33 protein-coding genes are annotated in these 26,825 nt (G+C 49.1%); 10 read left to right on the forward strand and 23 right to left on the reverse strand.

The window, feature by feature from the left end:
* Positions 1-61: 61 nt before the first annotated feature.
* The 7 genes from C7452_RS02370 to C7452_RS02400 all read right to left on the reverse strand — a co-directional run bounded on the left by C7452_RS02370 (position 62) and on the right by C7452_RS02400 (position 5,481).
* The gene (locus C7452_RS02370; RefSeq protein WP_115892095.1) at positions 62-592 is read right to left on the reverse strand and encodes a THUMP domain-containing protein; all 531 of its coding nucleotides are present in this window, start codon (positions 590-592) and stop codon (positions 62-64) included.
* Positions 593-685: 93 nt separating this feature from the next.
* Positions 686-883, reverse strand: a complete 198-nt coding sequence (locus tag C7452_RS02375) for a hypothetical protein (protein ID WP_115892096.1) — start codon at positions 881-883, stop codon at positions 686-688.
* Between the two features lie 10 nt (positions 884-893).
* A complete protein-coding gene (locus tag C7452_RS02380) occupies positions 894-1,997 on the reverse strand; it encodes an aldo/keto reductase (protein WP_115892097.1) in 1,104 nt (367 codons plus the stop codon).
* A 20-nt stretch (positions 1,998-2,017) separates the two neighbouring features.
* The gene (locus C7452_RS02385; protein ID WP_115892506.1) at positions 2,018-2,440 is read right to left on the reverse strand and encodes a DUF1284 domain-containing protein; all 423 of its coding nucleotides are present in this window, start codon (positions 2,438-2,440) and stop codon (positions 2,018-2,020) included.
* Complete coding sequence (locus C7452_RS02390) at positions 2,394-3,056, reverse strand: biotin transporter BioY (RefSeq protein ID WP_115892098.1); 663 nt, start codon at positions 3,054-3,056, stop codon at positions 2,394-2,396. The genes C7452_RS02385 and C7452_RS02390 overlap by 47 nt, the downstream gene beginning before the upstream one ends.
* 142 nt (positions 3,057-3,198) lie before the next feature.
* The gene (locus C7452_RS02395; RefSeq protein ID WP_115892099.1) at positions 3,199-4,536 is read right to left on the reverse strand and encodes a deoxyribodipyrimidine photo-lyase; all 1,338 of its coding nucleotides are present in this window, start codon (positions 4,534-4,536) and stop codon (positions 3,199-3,201) included.
* Between the two features lie 9 nt (positions 4,537-4,545).
* The gene (locus C7452_RS02400; protein ID WP_115892100.1) at positions 4,546-5,481 is read right to left on the reverse strand and encodes a YbgA family protein; all 936 of its coding nucleotides are present in this window, start codon (positions 5,479-5,481) and stop codon (positions 4,546-4,548) included.
* Between the two features lie 126 nt (positions 5,482-5,607).
* On the opposite strand from C7452_RS02400, the gene C7452_RS02405 reads away from it, so the two are divergent.
* Both C7452_RS02405 and C7452_RS02410 read left to right on the forward strand, forming a co-directional pair.
* A complete protein-coding gene (locus tag C7452_RS02405) occupies positions 5,608-6,996 on the forward strand; it encodes a sensor histidine kinase (RefSeq protein ID WP_115892101.1) in 1,389 nt (462 codons plus the stop codon).
* Positions 6,996-8,051, forward strand: a complete 1,056-nt coding sequence (locus C7452_RS02410) for a histidine kinase dimerization/phosphoacceptor domain -containing protein (protein WP_245942772.1) — start codon at positions 6,996-6,998, stop codon at positions 8,049-8,051. The genes C7452_RS02405 and C7452_RS02410 overlap by 1 nt, the downstream gene beginning before the upstream one ends.
* Positions 8,052-8,158: 107 nt before the next feature.
* Here the strand turns inward: C7452_RS02410 and arsB are convergent, their stop codons facing one another.
* The 12 genes from arsB to C7452_RS02465 form a co-directional block, all read right to left on the reverse strand.
* Entirely contained in the window at positions 8,159-9,232 is a 1,074-nt protein-coding gene (gene arsB, locus C7452_RS02415) for an ACR3 family arsenite efflux transporter (RefSeq protein ID WP_269899796.1), read from the reverse strand.
* A gap of 9 nt (positions 9,233-9,241) precedes the next feature.
* Positions 9,242-9,595, reverse strand: a complete 354-nt coding sequence (locus tag C7452_RS02420) for an ArsR/SmtB family transcription factor (protein ID WP_245942785.1) — start codon at positions 9,593-9,595, stop codon at positions 9,242-9,244.
* 8 nt (positions 9,596-9,603) lie between these two features.
* Entirely contained in the window at positions 9,604-10,053 is a 450-nt protein-coding gene (locus C7452_RS02425; RefSeq protein ID WP_115892104.1) for a universal stress protein, read from the reverse strand.
* A gap of 22 nt (positions 10,054-10,075) precedes the next feature.
* A complete protein-coding gene (locus C7452_RS02430) occupies positions 10,076-10,834 on the reverse strand; it encodes a pyrroline-5-carboxylate reductase family protein (RefSeq protein ID WP_245942788.1) in 759 nt (252 codons plus the stop codon).
* Between the two features lie 4 nt (positions 10,835-10,838).
* Entirely contained in the window at positions 10,839-11,030 is a 192-nt protein-coding gene (locus C7452_RS02435) for a hypothetical protein (protein WP_170130274.1), read from the reverse strand.
* Between the two features lie 27 nt (positions 11,031-11,057).
* On the reverse strand, positions 11,058-11,288 hold the full coding sequence (locus C7452_RS02440; protein ID WP_115892107.1) for an MTH895/ArsE family thioredoxin-like protein: 231 nt from the start codon (positions 11,286-11,288) through the stop codon (positions 11,058-11,060).
* Between the two features lie 50 nt (positions 11,289-11,338).
* Positions 11,339-11,569 (reverse strand): permease, encoded by a 231-nt coding sequence (locus C7452_RS09230; protein WP_281270428.1) that lies wholly within the window; start codon positions 11,567-11,569, stop codon positions 11,339-11,341.
* Positions 11,570-11,571: 2 nt separating this feature from the next.
* Complete coding sequence (locus C7452_RS02445; RefSeq protein WP_281270429.1) at positions 11,572-12,306, reverse strand: permease; 735 nt, start codon at positions 12,304-12,306, stop codon at positions 11,572-11,574.
* Between the two features lie 193 nt (positions 12,307-12,499).
* Positions 12,500-13,435 (reverse strand): site-specific tyrosine recombinase/integron integrase, encoded by a 936-nt coding sequence (gene xerA / locus C7452_RS02450; RefSeq protein WP_115892108.1) that lies wholly within the window; start codon positions 13,433-13,435, stop codon positions 12,500-12,502.
* A 61-nt stretch (positions 13,436-13,496) separates the two neighbouring features.
* Positions 13,497-15,002 carry a Lon protease family protein gene (locus C7452_RS02455; protein WP_115892109.1) on the reverse strand — a complete coding sequence of 502 codons (1,506 nt, stop codon included), beginning with the start codon at positions 15,000-15,002 and terminating at the stop codon, positions 13,497-13,499.
* A gap of 20 nt (positions 15,003-15,022) precedes the next feature.
* Positions 15,023-16,168 (reverse strand): DNA primase DnaG, encoded by a 1,146-nt coding sequence (dnaG, locus tag C7452_RS02460; protein WP_048175558.1) that lies wholly within the window; start codon positions 16,166-16,168, stop codon positions 15,023-15,025.
* Positions 16,169-16,227: 59 nt separating this feature from the next.
* On the reverse strand, positions 16,228-16,644 hold the full coding sequence (locus C7452_RS02465; RefSeq protein ID WP_048175557.1) for a toprim domain-containing protein: 417 nt from the start codon (positions 16,642-16,644) through the stop codon (positions 16,228-16,230).
* A gap of 145 nt (positions 16,645-16,789) precedes the next feature.
* Between C7452_RS02465 and C7452_RS02470 the strand changes: the two genes are divergently transcribed.
* The 5 genes from C7452_RS02470 to C7452_RS02490 all read left to right on the forward strand — a co-directional run bounded on the left by C7452_RS02470 (position 16,790) and on the right by C7452_RS02490 (position 20,101).
* A complete protein-coding gene (locus C7452_RS02470; RefSeq protein ID WP_010876522.1) occupies positions 16,790-17,083 on the forward strand; it encodes a DUF211 domain-containing protein in 294 nt (97 codons plus the stop codon).
* 19 nt (positions 17,084-17,102) lie between these two features.
* On the forward strand, positions 17,103-17,750 hold the full coding sequence (locus C7452_RS02475; RefSeq protein ID WP_245942789.1) for an RraA family protein: 648 nt from the start codon (positions 17,103-17,105) through the stop codon (positions 17,748-17,750).
* Positions 17,751-17,759: 9 nt separating this feature from the next.
* Positions 17,760-18,806, forward strand: coding sequence for a UPF0104 family protein (locus C7452_RS02480; RefSeq protein ID WP_048176605.1), 1,047 nt, complete (start codon positions 17,760-17,762; stop codon positions 18,804-18,806).
* An 87-nt stretch (positions 18,807-18,893) separates the two neighbouring features.
* Positions 18,894-19,172: a Gar1/Naf1 family protein gene (locus C7452_RS02485; RefSeq protein WP_084126197.1), complete on the forward strand. Its 279-nt coding sequence runs from the start codon at positions 18,894-18,896 to the stop codon at positions 19,170-19,172.
* Positions 19,169-20,101, forward strand: a complete 933-nt coding sequence (locus C7452_RS02490; RefSeq protein WP_048176603.1) for a transcription initiation factor IIB — start codon at positions 19,169-19,171, stop codon at positions 20,099-20,101. The genes C7452_RS02485 and C7452_RS02490 overlap by 4 nt, the downstream gene beginning before the upstream one ends.
* Positions 20,102-20,262: 161 nt before the next feature.
* Here the strand turns inward: C7452_RS02490 and C7452_RS02495 are convergent, their stop codons facing one another.
* A complete protein-coding gene (locus C7452_RS02495; protein WP_115892110.1) occupies positions 20,263-22,020 on the reverse strand; it encodes an MJ1255/VC2487 family glycosyltransferase in 1,758 nt (585 codons plus the stop codon).
* 12 nt (positions 22,021-22,032) lie between these two features.
* Positions 22,033-23,019 carry a hypothetical protein gene (locus tag C7452_RS02500; protein ID WP_115892111.1) on the reverse strand — a complete coding sequence of 329 codons (987 nt, stop codon included), beginning with the start codon at positions 23,017-23,019 and terminating at the stop codon, positions 22,033-22,035.
* Between the two features lie 96 nt (positions 23,020-23,115).
* Here C7452_RS02500 and C7452_RS02505 point away from each other — a divergent pair, with 96 nt between their 5' ends.
* On the forward strand, positions 23,116-23,895 hold the full coding sequence (locus C7452_RS02505; RefSeq protein WP_170130275.1) for a sulfite exporter TauE/SafE family protein: 780 nt from the start codon (positions 23,116-23,118) through the stop codon (positions 23,893-23,895).
* A 127-nt stretch (positions 23,896-24,022) separates the two neighbouring features.
* Complete coding sequence (locus C7452_RS02510; protein ID WP_245942790.1) at positions 24,023-24,502, forward strand: DUF308 domain-containing protein; 480 nt, start codon at positions 24,023-24,025, stop codon at positions 24,500-24,502.
* Between the two features lie 5 nt (positions 24,503-24,507).
* Here the strand turns inward: C7452_RS02510 and C7452_RS02515 are convergent, their stop codons facing one another.
* Entirely contained in the window at positions 24,508-24,711 is a 204-nt protein-coding gene (locus C7452_RS02515; RefSeq protein ID WP_010876513.1) for a DUF2116 family Zn-ribbon domain-containing protein, read from the reverse strand.
* A gap of 34 nt (positions 24,712-24,745) precedes the next feature.
* Positions 24,746-25,420 (reverse strand): UMP kinase, encoded by a 675-nt coding sequence (gene pyrH / locus C7452_RS02520; protein ID WP_115892114.1) that lies wholly within the window; start codon positions 25,418-25,420, stop codon positions 24,746-24,748.
* A 153-nt stretch (positions 25,421-25,573) separates the two neighbouring features.
* On the opposite strand from pyrH, the gene prf1 reads away from it, so the two are divergent.
* Entirely contained in the window at positions 25,574-26,797 is a 1,224-nt protein-coding gene (gene prf1 / locus C7452_RS02525; protein WP_010876511.1) for a peptide chain release factor aRF-1, read from the forward strand.
* Positions 26,798-26,825: the final 28 nt, after the last annotated feature.

Below are 26,825 nucleotides of genomic sequence, written 5' to 3' on the forward strand. Positions count from 1 at the left end.
GAGTATCTATATATGTTGCGTAAAAATTCCTAATTCAGGGAGGTATTATTTGAGGGGACTATCATTCCTTCTTAATCACCTGATGGGGCCTGAGAACACTGACACCTGTAGAATCACCCACCACTTCAATCTGGATGATCCAGTCAGGTTCATCTGATTCTGTGATGGGGAAACGTTCCATAAGAGCCTCTGAAACAGCTTCAACAATCTCTCCGGCTGACCTGATGTACCTTCTACCCCTCAGATCACAGATCACCCTGAAGGTTTCACCTGCCTCAACCTTTTCTGATACCAGCGCTATTACCTTCTCGAGTATACTGTCCAGTCTTGTCCTCACAACAGCCTCCACAGGAACAACCTTTGATATGACAGTCGTTGGAGAATTTTTGATAATATTAACCGCTTCAAGGGGATCCATATTAAGATCAAACATCATAACATTTGGAAAATCAGATTCAATGACTCTGAGTTCCCCTTCGTACCTGGATAGCGCCATTTCAGTCTCTTCAAGACCAACTATCTCCTCGCCTGCAGTTCCACCCTTCTGGCCGCGCAGTGTAACAAGGAGGTTGAAATTTTCAGGAACCTTCAAAGAAATCACCCCCTTCAATTACTATGTTATATGATACATAAGTCATTATGGTTGGTGTGATCCCCTGGAGGACCCTCAACTCACATCTGTTTATCAGGACTCAAGGTCATATATAAGGAAGCCCAGTATGAATCCAAATATACCAAAGGCAACAAAACCCTCAAGGGCTGAGTTCAGAACATCCCAGCTGATCTCCAGCCTTCCGATCATTCCCCAGATAAAAAGGACAGCAGAACCAAGAACAGCCAGCATAAATGAGATTTTAATGGAGTACTTCAACCTTTCAATCAAGCTGATTCACCTATCCAAGCTTCTCATGGAGCCTCCTGAGTTCAGAGGGTATGTCAATCATCTGGGGGCAGGGCATGCAGGAGCCACACCCGGAACAGTTTGAGGCCCTCTCCGCCTCACCCATGATCTTACGGTACTCTGTTCTAACACCCCTGGTGCTCATGAACCTGTAGATGTCATTCAGTAGTCTGAGGTTACGTGGTATGTCCACGCCCTCAGGGCAGGGCATGCAGTAGCCACACTCACTGCAGGGCACACTCTTTCTCATACGGTAGGCCCTCTTAACCTCCCTTAAGATTGCATGATCATCCTCTGTAAGTTCCTCAGGGGATGATGCGATTTTGATGTTCTCCCTCACTTCGGAGATGCTGCTCATTCCACTCAGAACAACATCAACATCATCCATGTCCCAGAGGTACCTCAGACACCACTCCACCGGTTTCCTGGGCCGCCCGCCCATCTCATATATCTCCATGACCTCAGGGGGGATGTTCCTTACCAGTGAACCCCCACGGAGGGGCTCCATTATAACGGTACCCGCGCCCTGGGACTTTGCATGGGATATGGTGGCGGGGTTTGCCTGTTCATCGTCGACTATGTTGTGCTGGACCTGAACAAGGTCCCAGTCATAGGCGTCGAATATATCAAAGAAGACGTCTGCAGTGTCATGGAATGAGAAACCAGCATATATACCCTCATCCCTGAGTGAGTCCAGGAATTCAAGCACCCCCAGGTCCCTCAGGGCCAGCCAGGAGTCCATTTTAAGGTTGTGGAGGAGGTATATATCCAGCTTACCCCTGAGCCTTTCCATCTGTTCATTCAGATAACCCTCCATGTCCCTCCTGTCCCTCACCAGCCAGGTGGGGAGCTTGGTTGCAACGTAAACATCAGGGTAATCGTTTTCTGAGAGGAAGTCCCCTATGAAAACCTCACTTTCACCACCATGGTAGGTGTAGCCGGTGTCAATGTAGTTTATACCATTGTCAAGGGCGAAGGCCATGATCCTATCTGCCGCAGGCCTATCAAGCCTACCGTCAACCTCTGGAAAGCGCATAACGCCTATACCCAGAACTGATGCCTCTATATCTGTCGACCCAAGTTTTCTTTGAATCATATGGTCTCACCTGCAAAGAACTACCTGTGGATGAGGCATACATCCATCCAGGAGCATTCCCCGCATATCTCCATGATCTTGCCTGAAGTGATTAGAGCAAGCAGGGTGTCTTCAATGTCATGGAAGGTCACCATGCAGCCGCTCTCCAGTTTAAGAAGTTCCAGGACTCTCCTGTCCATGGATCTGATCCTTTCTTCATCCCTGAGACACCGGAGACCATCCATGAAGGGACAGGCCCGGCATATGTCATCTGGAAAATCAACGATCATGAGGGAAGCTGAGGGGTTACCTTTTATTTCATGGATGATACGTGCAAGGTTTTCTGTGAACTCCTCACTGTAGCCGTACCCCTGAAAGCCCCTCATGCATAGGAGGTGATGGGCCCTGATGGTTAGATCAGGGCACCCTCCACCCTTCTGCCTTCTGGATGTCAATCTCTTCACCATAGGGCTCCTTGGGTGTTATGGCCCTTGTGAGGGCAGCAGCCCCGGTTATCTTCAGGATGTCCCCTGGTATGAATGGGAGCAGTCCCATTACCAGAAGTTCCCATGGTCCCGGCAGTGTGCCCTGGGTCTTCAGGCTCCAGAGGCCCAGCACAACAAGTCCGGGTATGTATATGAGGCCGAAGTTTGCTATTGCCATGAGTCCCAGCATGGGGGTGAACTTTCTGGCCCTTATGTGTCTGTCAACGAAGTGACCCAGAAGAAGGGCTGCGAGGATGAATCCCAGCAGGTAACCGCCGGTGGCCCCCAGGAGTACCTCAGGGCCGCCGCTCATATCTGCAAACCAGGGTACGCCGGCTGCACCGATGATCACATAGATTAGCTGGCTCAGCCCACCCCAGTACCTTCCAAGGATCACACCTGACATGAGGACTGCCAGTGTCTGGGCTGTGATTGGTACGGGTGTCCATGGCAGTGGGATGACAACCTGGGCCAGGAGGCCTGTTACACAGGCCATGAAAAAGGCCATCACCGTCTTGTTTATCCAGTTCTGATTGTGTCTCCATCTGAATAATGTGTAACGCATTCTGTAGTATCCCTCAAGGTTAATGTTCATATCCTAACCTCCCTGGAGTGAATGGTAATATAATTAGAGTCCCCTAGATAGTTGGTCACCTGAGGATAAAAAGTTTTGTATCATTATGTGGACCCCAGGTGACTGGACCTGAGGATAAAGTTCTTCATCTGCTGTGTGGTCTCTACTCATCCATGAGGCCCCTGATTCTATCGACGTATTCATCTATCCTGAACTTCCTCTTAAGTCCGCGGTCATTCATGTACCTGACCTTACCGAAGATCTCCCTTTCAGCCCAGGCACGGTCATGTTTACCGAAGCACCATGCAACTCCCGCGAATCCGTTGGGGTCCCTGCCATCAATTTCATACCTGTCATTGAGGTAAAGGGCAATGTCGTAGGCCCTTGCAGGGTGATCGGTCCATTCAAGTATCTTTTTACCCCAGTACATCCTCATATAGCCGTGCATCTTCCCTGTGATGACCATCTCCTGCTGCGCAGCGTTCCAGTAGGGATCATGGGTACTGGCGGATTCAAGTTCCCTGAGGCTGTACTCATACTCCCTGGGATCAGCCACATGGTCCATGAGGGTTCTCTGGGCCCATTCAGGGAGGCAACTGATGCTTGAGTAACTGTCACTGTAATGGACAAAGTTCATGCTGAGCTCCCTCCTCACAATTAGCTCCTCCAGGAACTCGGGACATTCACCGGTCTCTGAAGCCCTCAGTGCAAGGTAGAGGGGGGATATCTGTCCAAAATGCAGGTAGGGGCTCATATTGGAGAGGCAGTTCTTCACAGGGTCGTTCCGGTACCTCTCAAAGCATTCAAGTTTTTCCCTCAGAAACTCACTGAAGATGGAAAGGGCGCTGGATGTTCCGCCCCGGAATACTGAAGGCTCAAGCTCCTCAGGGGCCCTGAAGTCCCTCACAGCATCCTCAAATTCAGGTCCCGGTTCAAGGTCCAGGGAATCCCTCTCCAGGGTCCTCATCCTCAGGGGGACCATGAATCTCTTCAGGTGCCTTTTTATCTTTGGTCTGAAGGTCCCTGCGGAGTACTCCTCCTTATCTGAGGCCGTTTCGACAGGTACTATGACGTTGGACTCAACCTGCGTGAGGGGGATGTGAAGTGCACCTGCAGCATCATCCACCCATTCCTCCTGTATGTCAAGGTATCCCCTGTCTGTCACAGCTGCAGCGGCATCATCAGCATATTTGAGAAGAACGGATGGTGGAGAGTCCCTTTCAACCACAAGCTGAATCCCCCTTTCCCTGAGATTTGACCTCACATCCCTGAGACCCTCAATGAGGAAACGGTAATGGCGGGAATTGGCATTTGGGAAATCATCTGTAAGACCAAAAACCACTATAAGGGGCTTCTTGAGACTGTTGGCAGTTTCAATGGCGTATTCAAGGGCATGGTTCCAGTGGCTCCTCACAGATGCCTGCATCCAGTACACAACGTAACTGCCGCGAAGATCTGACTCCTCACCGTTGAGGTTTCTTATCCTTTCAGCATGTATCATCCTGATCCCTCAGATGATGAGGGTTACCGGCACGAGCTCCCGTGGATAGGGCTCAAATAGCGTCTGTTTCTCGAGGTAGATATCCCCGAACCTCACAACCCATGATCTGAGTATGCTTATTGGCACAAGGAGTGGCACCACACCCCTGCGGTACCATTCAACAGATTCAAGGAAGTATTTCTTTTCCCCGCCATTGAGTTCCGATGAAAAATGGCCGAAGGCGTGCAGCAGGGCGTTGATCAGTCTTTCAGGTTTAAGGGGCTCTCGGATGATTTCATGGAATATTTCTGAGTATTCCTTAATTGCATCCTCATGGTCCGTCTGCTCTCCTATCACCCTTCCAAGGATGTTCTGTCCCTCTGGACTGATGGACATCAGGAGTAACTTGTTCTGGGTGTGGAAGTCTATGAGGTCCTGCAGCCCCTCCACGGAGCGGAGGTCCCTTACAAGGTAGAGCTTGATGAGGAAGTCCTCCCTTATCTGCAGGTTCCGGAGCCTCCCCTCATCTTCAAGGGGGAGGTGGGGGAATCTCTCCATCACGGCCCTTCCAAAGAAACCCATTCCGTCACGTCCAGGGCGCCGACCCTCACCACGGTAGACCTTCACGTTCCTTATGCCACATGAGGGCGATCTGTTCTTAAGTATGAAGCCGTCAACAGCATCCAGCGAACCCAGGAATGAGTCTATGAATGATCTCATGTCAGCTGTTATGTCCCTGCCGGTTTCTGGCTGCACAAGCCTGGGTTTACCATCCACCTCTGTTATGTGGATGGGCGGCCTTGGAACACCAAGTCCAATCTCAACCTCCGGGCAGACCGTTATGAAGTCTGCGTAGTCTTCGAACTGCCTCACAAAGGGACTTGATATCATTGACCCGTCGTAGCGGCAGTGGTCATGTTCAATGCAGCGGCTGAGCACAACGAGGGGCCTTCTGAATTTTCTCATAAACTATATTTAGGTCCAAATCATAGATAAGCCTTATTGGAACCCGGTGATTAAGTTCCATGGAGGTACTTGCTGTAAACAGTAATCAAGATATGTGACATGGTTCAAAAATGATCAGATGATAGGATGACATGCAGGATTCTTATACTTGAGGACGTCCCGCTGGACGTTGAGCTCATGGAGAGGGAGATAAGGCGGGCCGGAATTGAGTTCATATCAGAGACCGCTGATAATGAAGAGGACTTCATAAGGGCCATTGATGAGTTCAGACCCGACGTTATACTGGCAGACCACTCCCTGCCCTCCTTTGATGGCCTCTCAGCCCTTTCAATAGCCCGGGAGAGGTGCCCATGGGTACCCTTCATATTTGTAAGTGGCAAGATCGGTGAGGAATTTGCAGTTGAGGCCCTGAAGGCCGGGGCCACCGACTACGTCCTCAAGAGCAACTTTTCAAAGGTCCCCATTGCAATAAAGAGGGCCATAAGGGAGATTGAAAAGGAGCAGGAGCTTGAAAGGACACAGCAGTCCCTTATTGAGAGCAACTGGCAGCTGAGGGAGGCGCAGAAGATAGGGAGGATAGGAAGCTGGCAGTGGGACATTGCCTCGGACACCCTATCATGCTCTGATGAGGCCCTGCGGATACTTGGAATCCCACGGGATGAATTCAGTGGTAACATTCATGAGATGGTTTCAAGGATACACCCTGATGAACGCAGGACCTTCAATGACTCAATCAGGTCTTTGAGTTCATTCGAGGGTGAATACAGGATACTCAGGGATGATGGTTCCACTTCATCCGTGCTGCTCAGGGCAGAGGTGCTGAGGGACTCCGAAGGGAATCCAAAGTCTCTGATAGGGATAAAACAGGATATAACAGAGGATAAACGTATCAGGGAGTCCCTTGAGGCTTCCATAAGGGAGAAAGAATTCCTCCTATCTGAGATACACCACAGGGTCAAGAACAACCTTCAGCTGATATCGAGTCTCCTGAGGCTTCAGTCAAGGTACATAGAGGATGAGAGGTCCCTTGAAATATTCATGGAATGTCAGAACAGGGTTAAGTCCATAGCCCTCGTCCATGAGAAGCTCTATGGATCAGGGGACATGATGGTGGTCAACCTTGCGGAATACATAGAGGAACTGCTTTCTGAACTCCGAAATATGTGCCGGGGGAGGGACACGGTATTCAGGACGGAACTTGATGAGGTCAGGGTGGGAATCAACACCGCGGTTTCCATTGGCCTCATTGTCAATGAACTCGTTACAAATGCCATAAATCATGGTATAGACTCCCATGGTGAGGTGAGGATCACGCTTTCGGTCTCAGATGGAAGGGGCACACTTGTGGTTGCAGATAACGGCTGCGGGCTTCCTCAGGATTTTGAGGTTTCAGATTCGCCAGGTTTTGGTCTTAAACTCGTTAACTTCATGCTCAGGAGAGTCAATGGATCAGTAGTTGCAGAGAACCGTGATGGGGCTGTTTTCACGGTCACCTTTGATGCTGGTGGTGAATGATGAGGGGAAGGGTTGTTATAGTTGAGGATGAGGAACTGGTTGCCCAGGATATCCGGTACATACTGGAGGATGCAGGTTATGAGGTCGCTGCAATATTCCATTCAGCAGAGGACCTACTTGAGTCACTGGAAAAACTGGAACCTGACTCCATAATAATGGACATCATGCTGGAGGGCGAACTGGATGGTATCGATGCTGCAAGGATAATAAAGAAGAAGATGGACATCCCGGTCCTATACCTCACAGCCTACAGCAGTGATGAGATTGTGAAGAGGGCACGGGAGACTGAGCCATATGCATACATCCTCAAACCATTCCATGAGAGAGATATAAGGGTGAACCTTGAAATGGCCCTCTACAAGCATGAGGCAAAGAAGAACAGGGTTAAACTTGTGAGGGAGAAGGCCATCAATGAGTACCTTAAAAGGTCCATCGAGGAGAAGGAACAGCTCTTGAGGGAACTTCACCACAGGGTCAAGAACAACCTCCAGCTCATCATAAGTCTCCTCTCACTCCAGATAAGGTACATAGAGGATCCAGGCGTTGAGGAGTTTTTCAGGGACTACGTGAACCAGCTGCGCTCGATTGCAATGATACATGAGCGCGCCTATCCCTCTTCAGGCACCTACATAATTGATTTTCAGGAGTATGTCAGGAGCCTCTCATCACATCTCATCAGTGCCCATGGGAGGGCATCCGATGTCAGGGTTACCGTTAGCGGGGATACTGCAGAGCTTAACATGGATACGGCAGTTCCACTGGCGCTCATAACTGCAGAATTGATTTCCAATTCCCTCAAACACGCCTTAAGTGGGGGCGGTGAGATACACATCGAAATTAGAAGATTCAATGGCCGTCACCGGCTGGTATACCGGGACAGTGGTCCAGGTTTACCTGAGGATGTCAGTTTTCCAGAAGGGGGGTCCTTCGGGTTCCGGATGATGGACAATCTTGCAGGGCAGCTTGGAGGACATATTAAGGTTGAAAGCAGTGATGATGGCCTTGTATTCATATTTGAGTTCTTTGAGCAGTTCTATGCCGACAGAATAACGTGATGATTGTCTTTGTCTGGACTACCCAGTCCTACCGCAGATGATCTAAACAAAAATAAATCTGGTGGAGGATTCCCTTCAGAATCCTCCGCTTGAATGAAAAAGAGAATTTAAACCTCTTTGTATAGTCTCCTCTGGAAGTACAGTGCTACATTTACAAGGCTTATGAGTACAGGCACTTCGATGAGTGGTCCCACAACGGCTGCGAATGCCACACCTGAATCTATACCAAAGACGGCCACTGCGACAGCTATTGCAAGTTCAAAGTTGTTGCTTGCAGCTGTAAATGAAATGGCGCATGACTTCGAGTAATCAGCCCCCACACTGTATGCCAGGATGAAGGATATTAGGAACATGAACACGAAGTAGATGATGAGGGGTATGGCGATTAGAAGCACATCAAAGGGTATCTGCACTATATAGTCTCCCTTCAGGCTGAACATCACCACGATGGTGAAGAGGAGCGCCATTAGTGTCAGGGGACTTATTCTGGGGATAAACCTTGTATCGTACCACTCAGAACCCTTCCTTCTCCGGAGGATGTACCTGGTCAAAAATCCTGCAATGAAGGGTATCCCCAGGTAGATAAAGACGCTCTTTGCTATCTCAGATATACTGACATCGATAGCAGTCCCCTGAACCCCGAAGAGTGGCGGTAAGAGGGTTATGAAGACCCATGCATATATGCTGTAGAAGAAAACCTGGAAGAGGCTGTTGAATGCCACAAGCCCCGCGGCGTACTCCCTGTCGCCCATGGCAAGTTCATTCCAGACTATCACCATCGCAATGCACCTTGCGAGTCCTATTAGTATGAGACCGATCATGTATTCTGGATGGTCCATCAGGAAGACAATGGCAAGGATGAACATCAGTACAGGGCCAATGATCCAGTTCTGCAACAGTGAAAGTCCAAGTATCCTGAAGTTTCTGAAGACATCAGGGAGGTCCTCGTAATGAACCTTTGCAAGGGGAGGATACATCATCAGTATGAGTCCAATGGCAATGGGGAGGCTTGTTGTATCCACCTGGAACATGTTTATGAACTGACGGGATTCAGGAAAGAAGTATCCGATTGAAACACCTGCCGCCATTGCAAGGAAAATCCAGAGTGTCAGATATTTATCGAGAAATCCGAGCCTTGATGGACAGATATCACCATTTAAGCTGCAGGAATCACCGGTCAAGATACCACCTTAGTAATCACTTGCTTCAATCACTTGCTTTATCATTGAGATGAGTTCATCACTGGCCAGACTGTAGTGAACCCATACACCGCGTTTCTCTGCCTTCAGGAAACCAGCCCTCCTGAGTATGTTCAGGTGGTGTGAAATGGTTGGCTGGGGCTTTTTAAGGGCAGCCATTATTTCACATACGCAGAGATCACCCTCAGAGAGGAGGTAGATTATGAGAAGGCGGGTTGGATCTGCCAGGGCCTTAAGGGCTGCTGCTTCCTTCTTTATTTTATCCTCATCCGGGAGTCCAGCAAGCCTTTCTTTCAATCTCTCAATCTGCTCGGGACTTGGTCTATCAGCGTTACATGAATTCATGGTACTACCTAACATTCAAGTTTCTGGCTGTGGACCACAAGCACAGGTACCCTGGCGTGTCTCACAATCTTCTCTGACACACTTCCAAGGAGGAACCTTTCAAGGGCATGTTTTCCTGATGCCCCTACAACTATGAGATCCACGTTTTCTTCATCGGCGACTTTCAGAATTGTTTCTGCGGGTGAACCATCCACCATCATTTTACGGACCTTAACAGGAGTATCGAGACTCACTGCAAGGTCCTCGACCTTCTGGAGGGCCTCCTCTGATTCCCTCCTGAAGAGTTCCGTCACCTTCCTTGTGAGTTCCTCCACAGGAAGGTTATCAAGGGGGTAGGTCTCTGTGACCGTGAGTGCCAGAAGTTCGGCCTGGTTCTGCGCTGCAGTTTCAATGGCGTATCCTGCAGCCTGCATTGAACATTCGGATCCATCCGTTGCAAGCAATATTTTTCTGTACATATCATACCTCCTTAGGGTGCTGTCACTCCGTAAGGCTTTGGTATATTCTCATAAGACTTTCTCTGTAGATGGCCCTTATATCATCCTCTGCATCCTCTAGGGGCTTCACAGGTATGAGGTCCATAACCATATCCCTGTTTGGGTGTGAATAGAGGGCCTCCACTGCGCCTGATGCCATGGAATGCACAGCGGTTGCAGCCTCATCAGGGGACATGCCGAACTCAACGGCCAGTGTTTCCAGTTCAGCCAGCTGGAACCATAGATAAGTCGGACCCATTGCAGTTATAACGGCGTATGCTTCAAGTTTGTCCTCGGATACCTCTGGAAATTTTCCGAGAGGTTCAAATAGTGATTGAAGTATTTCCAGGTCAGTGCCGGTGAGTTCATCTGCCGCGCTGAAGGGATTGTAGCCCCTGTTAACAAGAGAGGGGGCGTTGGGTATGACCCTCGCGACCTTTGGGTGGTCCAGTGCCTGCTGTATCTCCTCTATTCTGATCCTGGGTGCCAGGGACACTATCAGTGATTCAGGGGAAGGGGACTCCATTTTGTTCAGAACATCCTTCAGGACAGGTGGATGCACTGCAAGGAATATCACATCTCCTTCCATGCTGCTGCAGTCAGCTGATGTTTTAACCCCGAATTCATCCTCAAGGATTCTGAGGGAATCCTCATCGGGGTCGCACACCATCACCTCCCCGGGTAGTTTACCTGTCCTCTGGAGGCCCCCGAGGATTATCCTGACTACCCTTCCACCGCCCAGGAATGTTATTCTCATCTCCATCACTTCATCTTTTTTCACAGTCCATGCAGTACTCGGTGTCCCTGTCGGTTTTGAATAGTTTACCGCAGCCCTTGCAGTTTACGTACCTCAGCCCTGACTTCTTCTTCTCAAGGATGCCTGTCTGGCAGGCGCATGCCTTTGATGAGATCATTGCCTTTATTTTTCCTTCAAAGCCCTTTTCTTCGTCTTTGACCATAGTCATCACCATGAAAATGAGGGGGGTTCAGGAGAGGATCTTCATGATCTCCTCCTTTGAGGCCACCCTGCCCATGATTTTCAGTTCACCATCGACTGCCAGTCCTGGAAGGGCTGTGAGTCCTGCCTCCAGTATCTGGTCCATTTCCTTTATCTTTTCGAATTCGGCATCGATTCCAAGTTCTTTGACTGCTTCTCTGGCGTTCTTTTCGAGCATCTGACAGTTTGCACATCCTGTACCATATATCTGTATCTTCATCATTTCACCTCAATCAAGTTGAACTGTTAACATGACATGTTGTAGATTCTCTAGATTATTAGGTTGAATATGTATCCTGTCAGTGTTATTGAGACTGCCAGGATTGCTATGAATGTGGCGAGGAGCTTTGGCTTCATCACTTTCCTGAGGATTATCATCTCGGGGAGTGACAGGGCGGTTATTGACATCATAAGTGCCAGTGCGGTTCCGGCAGCCATTCCCTTCTCTATGAGGGCTGATATGAGGGGGATGGTGCCGGCGGCGTTTGAGTACAGCGGCACTCCTATTTAACTGCCATCGGAACAGCGAATATATTGTCTGCACCGGCATATTGGAGGAGGAAATCCTCGGGGAGATAACCGTGTATCCATCCCCCGATGGCTATTGCTATAACTATGTAGGGTGAAACACGGCGGAGTATATCCTTCATCTCATTCTTGGCTATCACGTACCTCTCCCGGAGTGTTGGTTTTGGTAGTTCAACATCGGCTGCCCCCAGGGCCTTCATCTTCTCCAGTGTCTCGTAGACGTAGTCCTCAAGTTCGGTTTCCATTTTAAGCTTTCCTATGAGGATTCCGCCAAGAACTGCGATTATGAAACCTGATAGTATATAGAAGGCGGTTATCTGCCATCCGAATAGTCCAAGGAGCAGTATTATTGCTATCTCATTTATCATGGGGGATGATATGAGGAATGAGAATGTTGCACCCAGGGGCACGCCAGCTTCAACGAAGCCTATGAACAGTGGTACGGCTGAACATGAACAGAAGGGGGTGATTATACCAACCAGGGCTGCTATGAAGTTTCCTGTGTACTTGTGTCTTTTTTCAAGTGTTTCCTTAACCTTGTTGGGCGGTATGTATGTTCTTATGAATGATATGACAAATATGAGTGTGGCGAGAAGTATGAATATCTTTATGGTGTCGTATATGAAGAAGTTAACGGCGCTTCCGAGGTGGGAGGCCGGTTCAAGGCCCATGAGATTGTATGTTACATAATCGGCGAATTCCTGTAACAATCCTTTAACCTCCAATCAATATATTCAAATTTATGGATATAAAGGTAAATTGGGATTGCCAGTATATATAACTTTCCATGGCTCGATGAAGCCACTGACCTTCTGAAAAATTAATCCCGCCCTTAAAGGAAGAATTCAGGTCATCTGCTGACTCCTGACCTGAATTTTATTGAAAGAACTGAAAATAAATTAATTAGAGGAGTCTGGCCCGGTCATAAACATTTTTAAGGGTCTGCATATCCACACTGGTATATATCTGTGTCGTTGAAAGGTTTGAATGGCCCAGAAGCTGCTGTATGGCCCTTATATCCACACCGTTCTTGAGGAGGTGGGTTGCAAAGGAGTGCCTCAGTATGTGTGGGGTGACCTTCTTCTTTATCCCGGCCTTCCGTGCATAGTTCTTTATCATCATCTGAACGTACCTGGGGGTGAGGGGATCCCCGAAACGGTTGAGGAACAGGTACTCGCTTTCATGAATCCTTCTTTTGAGGTAATCCATGAGAAGATCACGGGTGTTCTCATCAAATAGGACTATACGATCCTTATCACCCTTACCCCTGATTCTTATGGTCCTCTCATCAGGGTCTATGTCATTGATCCTGAGTGAGACCAGCTCGGAGACCCTGAGACCCGATGAGTAGAGAAGTGAGAGTATAAGGCGGTCACGGGTCTTTATGAACCTCCTTATGACGGAGCCATCATCAGCCACCTCAACGGCGTTGATGAGACTTTTGACCTCATCCTCATTGAGGGACTTGGGGAGGGACTTGGTCCTCTTGGGGGCCTTGACCTCCTCCAGGCAGTCTATGCCACTGAACTCAAAGAACTTCTTAACAACAACGGTTACAAGGTAGATATAGTTCTGTGTAACCTTTTTATCCCTTTTAAGGTACTGTATATACCTCTTGAAGGACCTGAGGACCCTCTGGTCATCGTAGAGGTCATCCTCATTCATCAGAAACTCATAAAAGTTTTTAACGATTGATTTGTACGTCTTTATCGTGTTTGGAGAGTAATTCCTGATCTCAAGTTCAATGAGGTAATCCTCAATGAGCTCTGGAAAATTGTAACGTTCAAGAAGACCCTGCCTTTCCTCTGACTCCCTCTTCATATTCATGGTATCTACCATAAATATCCACTTAAATCTTGCGGATCATGCACTCATCGAACTCAGCCTGATGCAGTTCTCACTACATGTAGCTGCGGTCTATGTTCTCACTGCTGTATCCATGCTGTGACATCCTCTGGGAGCTTGATAGATCCTTCTCGAGGGCCTTCTCATAGCTCTTGTATCTTCTTATTATCTGGTCCTCAACTGAAACAGCCTTCCTTATGGCGACCTCCATGTGCCTGGTCTCAATGTAGGGGCTTCCATCCATAACTGCAAGGTCCCCGGCCATCCTCACAACCCCTCCGAGGTCCCGGAGCCTGAGGGTGAGGGCGTTATCAACATCATCCACGGCCCTTGCCCTCCGTCTAGCCTCTTCAATGAGGAGTTCAACGGCAGCGGCACGGGCATGGGGTATCTTTCCATCGAGCTCTATCTCCTGTGCAACGAACTGGGCTATCTTTGCCCGGTTCTCATCGGTATCAGGCATTGTGGTGTTCAGAAGAAGCTCATAACCCTCTCCCTGGATCCTTGATCGCAGAGGGGGGAGTATGTACTGGAGGTCCGCAATGTTGCAGGCACCGACAAATATGAAGTCACATGGAACCTCATCGACCTTGACGGAACTTCCAGCACTCTGGGGGTTCCTACCGACTATGGGAAATGTCTTATCCTGCATTGCGCTGAATATGAACCTCTGAAGGCCTGCAATGTGAACTATCTCGTCTATGAAGAGAACACCCTCATGGGCCTCATGGATGGCCCCCGGCACAACGCGTTCATAGGGCTGTGATCCAAGGTCAGGGTGGCCTCCGTAGGGGTCATGACGGACATCTCCCAGGAGTTCGGTTTCACTGGCCCCGGTGGCCTGAACAAAGGTTTTTCTATCAAGTGGCACTATCACGTTCCTGGGTTTCTCCTCAACAATCTGCCTTCGCTTTTCAAGGGCCCTCTGGTCAAGGACCTTGATCTCCTCACCACCAACCCGCTCATAGATCACAACCTCCTCAACACCATCAATGATGCGGGTCGTTGTCACCCTCTTCTGGGGGACGCTGAGGCTCCCTGAGCTCATCTCAAACATTCCAAGGAGGTCTCCGATATGTTTTCTCCTGGCCTTGATGTGTGAAAACTTGTCCCCACCACACCGCGGGCAGATACTGTTATAGGCGCTGCTGTATTCACCGCAGTGGATGCACTTGAAACCCAGCCGCTCTGCAACGGCATCAGGGGCGCTCTGGGGGTCTATGAGTTCTCCCTCAGCCCTTTCGATTTCAAGGATTTCATCCTCTATCTCCTTGCGGTTTTTGACCTCAACGAAGGGCCTCTCTGGCCTTTCAGGGTTGTGGACAACTGTTATCTCCTCGGATGGTTCAGGGAGATGAAAGGATATTGCCTGGGCAAGCAGTGATTTTCCTATGCCCGGCGGTCCAACAAGTAGCAGATGTCTTCGCTGCTTCGCAGCTATCTTTATCATGGGCATGACATCCTCATGCCCTATAACCCTTTCAAGGGGATCCTCAGGTATCTTAACGTCTTCCGTGGTGTTTATATCCTTCAGATATTCACGGTTCATATCAACATACATTTTGGATGCCTTCTGTAATTTCAGGTGTGACCGGTTATAATCTTGAGGTTGTGGGGTTTCTTCACTATATCCCCGCTTCTCACGGCCACAAGGTATCTGAGCCCCTTCTCGAAGGAGAGGTCAACCAGGCGCTGTGTTATAACACCATCAAATACCACGGCGTAGGGGTGGTTGTTTACCCTGCTCAGTTCATCGTAGAGGTTCTCAACCTTAACCTCCTTGAGTATGTTGAGGGCGTCGTCGAGTATCTCGGCGTTCCCGGTGCCCTCAAGCTCCTTCAGGATGTTACGTAGGAGCACCATCTTGTCCTCTGTCTTCTTCTTATCCTTCTTCATTCCAAGGTCATGGTAAAACTGTTCAACGGGCACCTTATTACGAAGGGCCATCATTATCTCGTCCTTCTCAAGGTCCTCAACCTCCTTGCCCTTGGGAGCCCGGGTGACGTAGTCTATCTCACCAACCTGGAGGAGTTCCTTGAGTATGAGTTCACCGCCCCGGTCACCGTCAACGAAGGCTGTAACAGTCTTTTTTCTGGTTAAATCCGCCACAGTTTTTGGTACACTGACACCCTCCACTGCTATGGCGTTCTTTATACCGTACTTGAGGAGGTTGAGCACGTCTGATCTTCCCTCAACCACAAGTATGGCGTCTGAAGTTTCAACGTTGGGGCCGGCCGGGAGTTTCTCCTCACCGTACTCGGTGATCTCATGGACCCTCATGGCCTCCTTTACCTCCTCGATCATCTTGAGGCTCTCAGGGGCAACCTCCTCCATCATGCTCGCGTAGATCTCCTTGGCCCTCTCAACGACCCTTTTACGTTTAACGGCCCTTACATCTTCAACCTTTGTGACCTGGATGTAGGCCTCGCATGGCCCGACACGGTTTATTGTTTCCAGGGAAGCCGCAAGTATGGCGGTTTCAACACGGTCAAGGCTTGATGGTATTATTATCTCCCCCTTTGATTTACCACCACGTGATGTTATGTTAACCTTGATTCTACCGATCCTTCCTGTTTTCTGGAGTTCCCTGAGGTCTAGGTCGTTGCTGAGGAGGCCCTCTGTCTGTCCGAATATCGCCCCCACGACATCTGGTTTCTCTACGATTCCATTAGCGTTAATTTGAGCGTGAATGAGGTATTTAGTTGTACTTATCTCTTCTTTTCCCATGTAAACCCTCCTTTTGAGGAATGACTGGTTATCAAATTGAAGTGTGATGATAACAGCATTCAGATATTATCAAGGGGGTATGGGCACACCTCCAGCTTCAGCCTTTCAATGTATGAAGGGAGGCTCTGTATATCCTTGATGTATCTCCGTGTCATCCCCATGAGTCTGCGCCGTATCCTGAGGTCTGGATCTGCTCCAAGACTTTGCATGTCCATGTAGAGTCTTTTTGCAAGTTCACTGCCCTTCCTGTCAAAATCTGTGAGTATTATGGCCCTCGATGCCCTAGATGCCTTGAGGGCAATTTCCGAAAGGCTCAGTCTGGAGCCTGAGACCTTTATGAAGGGGCCGTTGACGCCCAGCTCCCGCAGGGCTTCTTCATCCTTACGTCCCTCAATCAGTATGGGTATTCCCTGTTCTCCCTGATATTTAAGTTCCTCTAACTCATCGGTTATCTGCTGAAGCTTAATAAGAGACATATGTAGCCCTTTAATAACTTGATAATATCTATATCTTATATGACGATACTGATATATAAAATAATCAGAGACGTGTTTCTGGGCTATATTTAAATATTCATTTTATCATAATACTATATCATTTTAACAGATTCATGGAGGAAAGATGGTGGCTAAGGGCCTTATTAGAATCGTTCTGGATATACTGAAACCCCACGAACCCATAATACCTGAATATGCAAAGTATCTGAGTGAACTGAGGGGTGTTGAGGGAGTTAACATCACCCTCATGGAGATAGACAAGGAAACCGAGAACATCAAGGTGACCATCCAGGGAAACGACCTGGATTTCGATGAGATAACAAGGGCAATAGAGAGTTATGGTGGTTCCATCCACAGTGTTGATGAAGTTGTAGCCGGAAGGACCATGGTCGAAGAGGTCACAACTCCCCAGGATTGATTGGATGGCAAGGAGAGGTATGAAACCAATTGATCGTCTCAGGAGGCTCAGCTCACCCGCGGATCCTGTAGGGCTTCTATCGGGGATATCGGCGCCCCAGATCTCAGATGCCCTCAAGAGTGTGACAGGTGAGGTGGGTGTGATACCCTCAATAAAACCCATGAACAACCTCCGTGTCTGTGGCAGAGTGGTCACAGCCAGGACATCCCAGCACGACTGGGGAACATCAGTCATGGCCATTGATGCTGCATCACCTGGGGAAATTATTTTTATAGGTGCTGACGGTGATGAGAGGGCAGTGTGGGGTGAACTCACCTCAAAAACCGCCCTGAAGAAGGGTATCGCAGGGGTCGTTATTTACGGGTCCTGCAGGGATGTTGACGCCATCCTTGAACTTGATTTTCCTGTATTCTCACGTGACTATGTTCCCTGTGCAGGAGAACCTCGAGCCGAGGGTCAGCTCAATGTAGAACTTGAGTGTGATGGTGTCCTGGTTAAAAATGGTGACCTGCTCCTTGGTGATGAATCCGGGGTGGTTGTGGTGCCATCTGAGGTTACAGGAGAGGTCGTCAGGGCCGCCCTGAAGGTAAAGGAGAAGGAGTACTCGATAGTGGAGGGTGTTGAAGGCGGAATTTCCCTTTCAGAAATCCTCGGCCTTCGGAAGTAGTTGGTTTCAATGGGAGAGAGCAGCGTCTTTGATTACATCGGAGAGAACAGAAGGACCATCCTTCTCTCATTCGTTGCGGTTGCTGTTGTAATATTCTTTATAGGTTTCTTTGCAGGTTTCAGTGATATTCTGAGGGCACTTGAGGAGACCAGCCCCTACTTCCTTGCAATCAATTTCATCCTGGAGGCCATCATACTTGTCCTGTGGACCCTGAGGTGGAGGCTCATTCTGGATGTGGTTGATGATGCTCCCTCCTTTACGAGGCTCATGATGCTTCTTTTTACCAGCATATTTGGGAATAACATAACGCCGGGGGCTGCCGGTGGTGAGCCACTGCGGGCCTACCTTCTGCGTGAGGTTGAGGGCACACCCTTTGAGATCGGTTTCGCATCATCCACAGCAGACAGGGTCTTTGAGTTCATACCCTTTGCTCTGATCTCCATTCTCTCTGCGGTGCTCATAATGACCTGGGAGATATCCATCTGGACCAGGATAGTTGTGAGCGTTCTGATCCTTGTGACCATTGCAGGGTTCTCCCTGGCGGTCTATGCAGGTATGAACAAAAAAATAGCCCAGAAGATAGCCCTTTCTTTAACAGGGAGACTGGTTTCATGGTTATCAAGGTTTAGGGAAGGTAACATCAGTTTTTCTGGGATACACGAGAAGGTCATATTCTATATAAATCGATTCAATGATGGGTTCTCAACCGCAATAACCGACAGGAGGGTCTTTGTTATTGGATTCTTCATATCACTGGGGATGTGGGCCCTTGATGTCTGCCGGCTCTATGTCTGCTTCCTGGCTGTGGGTGTCTCACCACCTGTGGTTCCACTCATAATAATCTACACAGTTGGGATCCTCATATCCCTTCTTCCGCTTCTGCCAGGGTCCCTTGGGTTGAGAGAGGGGATACTCGTGGGTCTATTTGCTGTTGCAGGGATAGGTGCAGACTATGTCATGGCAGCCAGTGTTGTTGATAGGCTCGCAAGTTATATTGCACCGACACTGATAGGTCTCATTGCAGCAGTCTACTATGGAAGACAGATGACAGCATGACCCCATGGCTTTGATTTTATATAAAATTATCGAAACATTTATATACTAGTAGTTAGAGAATACAGTATATAAAATTTTCGGTGAATTATGAAGGCTTTAGGGAATATTTCACATGTCTCCAACAAGGGAAGGATCATAGCACGTTCAGATAGAACACCGCAGCTTGGAGCACCTGTTTTTACTTCTGATGGGAAAAGGATAGGAAAAGTGCACGATATCTTTGGACCTACACGGAATCCATACATATCCATCAAACCACTTCGTGCAGTAAATCCTGAAAAGTTTGAGAACCGAGTTGGAGAGACTTTATACGTGGGTATAAAGAATGTGAAAAAATGGGGGCGAAGGAAACGAAGGAGAAAATGAGGTCTGATGTTTCTGAAATAGAGAAGGAAACAAAATGCCCTGAGTGCGGCTCCGATGACCTTAGGGGCGACTACGAGAGGGCTGAAATAGTCTGTGGAAAGTGTGGTCTTGTCATAGACGATAACCTGGTTGATATGGGTCCAGAGTGGAGGGCCTTTGACCACGAACAGAGGGATAAGAGGACAAGGGTAGGTGCACCCATAACCTACACCATACACGACAAGGGTCTATCAACAATGATAGACTGGAGAAACAAGGACATATATGGAAGGGACATACCTGCAAGGAACAGGGCCCAGTGGTACCGTCTGAGGAAGTGGCAGAGAAAGATAAGGATATCAGGAGCCACCGAGAGGAACCTTGCATTTGCCCTGAGCGAACTTGACCGTGACTCATCAAGGCTAGGGCTCCCTAGGAGTGTGAGGGAGGCGGCCTCCATGGTATACAGGAGAGCCGTTGAGAACAAACTCATCAGGGGAAGGAGCATTGAGGGAGTGGTTGCAGCATCACTCTACGCCGCATGCAGGAAATGCAACGTTCCAAGGACCCTTGACGAGATTGCAGAGGTTTCAAGGGTGAGCAAGAAGGAGGTTGGAAGGACCTACAGGTTCCTCACAAGGGAACTCAACATAAAGTTACCTCCAACATCCCCGGTGGATTACGTACCAAGGTTTGCAAGCGAACTCGGCCTCTCAGGAGAGGTACAGTCCAAGGCCATCGAGATAATTGAGATGGCAATGGAAAACGGCCTCACATCAGGAAGGGGTCCGACGGGTGTTGCAGCAGCGGCCCTCTACATAGCATCGGTCCTCCTCGGGGAACGCAAGACCCAGAGAGACGTTGCAGAGGTTGCAGGTGTAACAGAGGTAACCATAAGGAACAGGTACAAGGAGCTCACAGAGCAGCTTGATCTTGGCGTGACTCTCTAGTTACACATAATTTTTAGGTTAGAGAAGTTTGATGTTGCTGTGACCCTCTGGTCACACCAATTTCTATTAATTCTACAAATTTTTGATTTCTTACTCTATTCAAATTGTATCTATTAATTTTCTACTGTCTTTCACAGGATTTTCCTTAAAAAATTGCATTTTCAGCATCCTCGAGAGCACTCATCTATGGTCCTCTTAAGGGCCTCTATGATCTCGTTGTTACCACCATCATAGTCCTCAAGGTTCCTTCTGTAAATATCCAGTCTGCCAAGGAATCTCTCAAGGCTTTCCCTTTCGGTTTTCTCATGGAACTCCCCGTAGCCGAGCTTCTCAAGGTAAACTGCATTCAGTATCTGCTCGAACTGTCCCCTCACGGGAACACTGTAGACGGGTTTCCTGAGGTACAGGGCCTCACTTATAAGGGTGAAGCCTCCATTTGTTATAACAGCGGCTGCAGACTCAAAGTCCCTGAAAAACTGATCCTCATTGAATCTCCTGAAGGTGAGGTTCCCATCAACCCCCTCCCTGTCAAAGCCATAGACAACGAATTCCCTGTCAATGGACCTCAGGACCTCAAGGAGCTTCCTGTTTGACTGACTCGTCTGGTACACCATCACGTGATCTCCATAGTATGGCCTAAGATTCATTATCTCCTCCCTGAGTACAGGGGGATACATGGATACCTTATCAGGGTTTTTAACCTCCGGGAAGAAGTAACTGGTTATCAGATAACGTCTGGGTCTCACAATGAAGGACCTCACAACGGCCTCTGCCTTCAGCTTATCCCTGCGGAACCTCTCAGGGTACTCTATACGGCACTGGGTTATAACGTGCATGTTATCGATGCTTATGAGGGGGATCCGGAGCATGTTACTCACAACACTGGCATAGAACTCAAAGTCGGAGACCACAACATCCGGTTTGAAGTCCCTCGCGATCCTGTAGAGGAGTCTCAGGTTCTCCTTGAGGTCCCTTGGGAAGGTCTTCATGGCCCTCAGGAAGGTTTTAACGTCGTTTACACTGTTATCCTCGTAGACAGTGTTGAACCCGTATATCTCATGGACGTTATCGAATTTACTGCTCAGATACTTATAGGCGCGGTCACTTGCAAATATGAGGACTTCATGGTCCTCTGTGAGTTTATCGAGGATCACACCACTGCGTATTGCATGACCCATGCCCTCACCGCAGACAGAATAGAGGACCCTCCTCTTCCTCCGGGAGTGACCGAATTCATAGCCAAGGTCACCTGCACTGACCCTCCTGCCCATGAAGTCATAGATGGTGCTCCTGGTGTACTTGAATGCAAGGTTCTTAAGTCCCTCCTTTTCCAGTCTCCTTATGGATACCAGGACCCTGGGTTTCCTGAGGACCTTGAACTTGCTTATCTTCCCTATCCTTTCAATGTAGTCTGTGTCCTCCCCAAAGTCCAGGGATTCATCGAAGCCACCCACCTTCTCATGGAGGTCCCTGCGTGTCAGTATGCCATAGCATCCGGCTCCATGGGGTTTTATGGATTCAACCAGTATCATGAATCTGTTGGCAAATTCATGAAGTATCTTATCGCGTCGCCTGGTTGAGATGGGTATCATCTGGGTTATTGCAATTCCAAGGTCCTCTGATTCAAACTCCTCAACAGCATCCCTGAGGTACCCGTCGGTGAGGACAAGGTCGGCGTCCAGAAAGAGCAGCAGTTCGCCCCTGGCAGCGGCAGCTCCCCTGTTTCTTCCCACCGCAGGCATACCTCCATCAACAATCCTGCAACCGTATTCTTCTGCTATCTTCCTCGTATTATCATCTGAGTCTGCATCTGCGACTATAACCTCATAATCATCGAAGTCCTGATTCTTTATGCTTTCAAGCAGTCCTGGAAGATATTCCTCCTCGTTGTATGCTGGTATGATTATGCTGAGCTTCATTCCTGATCCTCCCTAGAAGAATGAAAAGAAGTTCCATGTCATGAAGAAACCATGGCATCTTCCATCAAGGCGAGCTGTGAGTTTATTCAGGAGTTCCATCTCGTTCTGATCTGATGAGAGCTTTAAGATGATTCTATCACCCTTCTTATCTTCTGAGAGTACATGAAGTCCATCGAACTCGAGGTTACCTGATGGCTCGAGTACAGTGACCTCATAGTATTCCGGGACTGATCCGAGGATCCCCAGGAGTATGCGCACGGCTATGAGCCCAGCTATTATGAGGGTGGGGACTTTAAGGTTGCCCGGACTGAAGGGGACCCTCAGGGCACCCATGCCGAGTATCCCGGATAGACCCACAAGGGCAGGGGTAGAGAACAGTCCCCCATCGATTATCCCTATTATGGTTGTGGCGGTTGCGAATATCACTATTGCAACGTGGAAGTCCCTCCGATCCCCTGTTGAAAGGAGTCCCATCAGATAGATTACAGGGATCACCGTGAGGGTCACAGGCAGCAAAAAGGGGATGTAACCTGCCAGCGAAGAACCGGTATGGATTCCTGATGATGCAGGGACAATGAGACCCGTCAGGGGACTCAGACTGGCCTTGAAGACGTGTGAGTGGGTGATGCTTGTTGATGCCGGGGGATCCATTGATATGAAGGTGGTGAAGGGCGATACACCCATCCCGAGGCGTATCAGGATCTCTACTGCAATCCCTGTGATGTATGTGATGAATGCAAGGAGGGCTGCGATGTGGAGGTAGCTGTTCTTATCAAGGCGTGAAGATCTCCCCACCAGCCCATCCTCCCTGAAGAGGGGTGCCAGGAGGAACATGGTCCCCATTACGGTGAAGAATATCACGTCCTTGCCCTCTGAGGAGCCCATGAGGAACACGTGTGTGAAGGGTGTTATGATGTGATCCAGAAGGTCTGTCAGGAGGAGTGTGACCGCCACTCCAATGAAGATTATGCCGGCTACCATGAACCTCTCTGATCTCAAAGTTATTCACCCAGAAGAAATTTAATAACTAACAGCATGAAATATGAAACTCTCCACTTATAAATTATCGTGGTCAGGCAGCTAACGGGGTTGAATATGGATCCATTAATTTATGTGCTGGCACTTTTACTCACGGGACTTCTGGCTGGACTTGCAACGGGCCTTCTCGGAGTTGGCGGCGGCTTCATAATAGCTCCGGTGCTATTCTTTCTCATGGAGGCTGGGGGCACACCACCAGATATCGCCATAAGGACGGCCTTCGGGACTAGCCTTGCCATCATCCTTCCAACGGCCCTCAGCGGAGCCCACTCCCATTACAGGAGGAAGTGTGTCGATTCCAGGATTGGAATCACCATGGGCGTTCTTGGTGCGTGCGGTAGCGTGGCAGGTGTTTTCACAGCTTCAGCATCACCCGCATATGTCCTCAGGGCGTTTTTCGGTGTTTTACTCATTCTGGTTTCAGCACAGCTCCTTCTATCATCCAGAATTTCGCCTTCAGGGTTTGGGCGGAATGTAGCATTTCCCCTTGGCTTCCTGGCAGGTTTTCTATCAGGTCTCCTCGGTATCGGTGGGGGTGTGGTCCTGGTACCGCTCCTTGTGATGGTGGCGGGCTTTGATGTCCTCGAGGCCGTTGGTACATCCTCCCTTGTAATTGCATTTACGGCTGCATCAGGGACCATCTCCTACATCCTCGCAGGGCCAGGGGGCCCCTTCACTGTCGGTTATGTTAACCTCCTTCAGTTTCTGCTTGTTATTGTTATGAGTGTCCCTTCCTCACGGCTGGGGGCTCTAATCGCCCACAGGGTTGATGTGAGGTACATAAGGTACATCTTCATAATCATATTACTGTTTACAGGTTTTAGGATGCTTCTATGATGGGTTTATGTCCGTAGGAGGCAGGGATTAACAGGATATATAATCAATGATGGTTTTTCATGTCAGGGAATGCAGAGATTAACAAAATATATAAAATCAGATGAACATATTACAGAATGGTGAGATGATGCTGAAAAAATGGATGGGTCTCCTTTCGGTTATTCTGGGTATCGTGTTTCTGGTATCACCTGTTTCCGGTGTGACGGCCATAAGCATACTGACGGGCCTTGTGCTTTCCGCCCTCGGGGTCTGGATGCTCGCAAATGCCATCAGGGGGCGGAGGTACATGGAGGTGGGCGTGCTCTGGATGGTCTTTGCGGTTATAACCCTGGCAGTTGGCCTCATGCTGACCTTCAGGGTCTTCCTTATAAATGAACTTGCAGGGGCCTGGCTTTACGTTACAGGGATCCTTCTTCTGGTGGCTGCCATGCTGATCCTTTCAGCAGGCTCCCAGAGTTACCTGAAAAGAAATGCGGGTATAATGAGTGCCATTTTTGGGGTCATATACATTCTCATGGCTGCACTCTCATTCAACCCGGTGTTTGTGGGTCTGGCTGTGGGTGTAATCCTCATAGTTTACGGGGTGGCTGTACTCAGATCCCCATAAAAGGTTCAACCTCTAATTGAAAGTACAACCCACACCACAATGAAGAGGGCGAATACCAGGTAGAATATCATACGTGTCCTTCTGACCCTCTGCTGGTTTTTTGAGAGGATCTCCTGACACCTCTCTGAACAGGTTACCTCATCCATGGGTATCGGGGTACTGCATACAGGGCAGTGCTTGTGTGGTTCAACCATAACTATTACCTCCATTAAATTTTGCTTACAGATATCAGTAATTAGCGGTTTATTCAGGGATAACTGTGGTGCCTATCTCACCATCAATGGCTCTCAGGAGATTTTCAGGGTCGTTACCGTTCACGATCATGGTCCTTATACCTGACCTCCTTATCATATGCAGGGCTGTGTGGTCAAAGAATTCATAGGTACCCGCCCTCACATCAGAGCCCCTGAGGTGTTCGAGCATCTCACTGGCGGTGATCTCAGGGTAGAACCTGGCGTCAGGGTACTTAGCCGGGTCCCTGTCATAGAATCCATCCACCGAGGTGAGGTTTATCATGAGGTCCGCCTCAACGGTCTCAGCGAGTATTGCCCCAACAGCATCTGTGCTGTGGGCTGGTTCGGTGCCACCCATCACGACTATCCTCCCGGTCGCGGCAACCTCGAGGGCCTCCCTGAAGTTCTCTGGAACCCCCGGGTAGGCGCTATCACCTAGGGCGGTTATAAGGAGCCGGGCATTCAGGCGGGTCACATCAATACCTATATCATCGCACCGGGCCTCGCTGGCTCCCAGTTCCCTGGCAACTCCTATGTAGTCACGGGCAGGTCTTCCTCCCCCCACAACCACAAAGAGATCATGTTCATCTCTCAGTGAATTCAGAATGTCAGCATAGGCCCTGAACATCTCATGGGAGAATTCACTTATGATGATTGATCCTCCAATGGTAATCACGATTCTCATAACGGTCCACCATAAAATCAGTTGACTCTTCCTTTCGAGTTATGGTGGAATCCATTTATACATTTTTTTCCCACCATCCAGTAAACTTTATAATCACCCCGCCCCATATACATTTACAGTTTATTTTATCATTTTCATGAGGAGTGATTCATAGTGAGCGAACCATCATCAAAGGAGCTTTTCGAATTCAAGAGGACCCTCCAGGAACTCTCAGACAAGAGGGGCAGGGGGACGGAACTCGTATCGGTATACATACCCCCTGACCGGCAGATAAGTGACGTTGCAAAGCATATGAGGGAGGAACTGAGCCAGAGTGCCAACATAAAGAGCAAACAGACGAAGAAGAACGTCCAGTCAGCCATTGAGGTTATAATGCAGAGGCTCAAACTATTCCCGAAACCACCCGAGAAGGGGCTCGTCATGTTCGTCGGCATGGTTCCCAGGGGAGGCCCGGGTACAGAGAAGATGGAGACCTACGTATTCGAGCCACCTGAACCCATCAAGACATACATATACCACTGTAACTCAGAGTTCTACCTTGAACCACTGAGGGAGATGCTTGAGGAGAAGGAAACCTATGGCCTTGCAGTCCTTGACAGGAAGGAGGCCACCATCGCAACCCTGAAGGGTAAGAGGATAGACATACTCAAGACACTCACCAGTGGGGTTCCAGGTAAACACAAGGCCGGTGGACAGTCCCAGAGGAGGTTCGACAGGCTCATAGACCTTGCAGCCCATGAGTTCCTCAAGAGGATAGGGGAACACATGAATGAGGCCTTCCTCCAGATAGATGACCTCAAGGGCATAATCCTCGGGGGTCCGGGTCACACAAAGGAGGAGTTCCTCAACGGCGACTACCTTCACCATGAACTGAAGAAGAAGGTCATAACGACTGTGGACACATCCTACACAGGGGAGTTCGGTATAAGGGAGGTCATAGACAAGTCAATGGATGTTTTAAGTGAAATAGATGTTATGAGGGAGAAGAAACTTGTCCAGAGATTCCTCAGGGAACTCATAAATGAGGATGGACTCGCATCCTACGGTGAAAGGGAGGTTCGACAGCACCTCCAGATGGGTGCTGTTGAGGTTCTTCTTCTCTCAGAGGACCTTAAGTACCAGAGGGGGACCTACGAGTGTGCATCCTGCGGACACAGGATGGAGAAGACGGGCAGGGACCTTCCTGATACTGAAACCTGTCCCAGCTGCAACGATCAGATGAGACTCTCAGATAGGAGGGACATGATCGACGACCTCGTTGAGATGGCCGAGGAGGTCGGAACCGAGGTTGAAATCATATCAACTGAGACCGAGGAAGGAATGCAGCTTCTGAGGGCCTTTGGGGGCATAGGGGCGATACTGAGGTACCGCCCCTGATTCTTGACAATTCTGTGATTCACCGTAG

The sequence above is a fragment of the Methanothermobacter defluvii genome, from assembly GCF_003385755.1.
GTDB lineage: Archaea > Methanobacteriota > Methanobacteria > Methanobacteriales > Methanothermobacteraceae > Methanothermobacter > Methanothermobacter thermautotrophicus.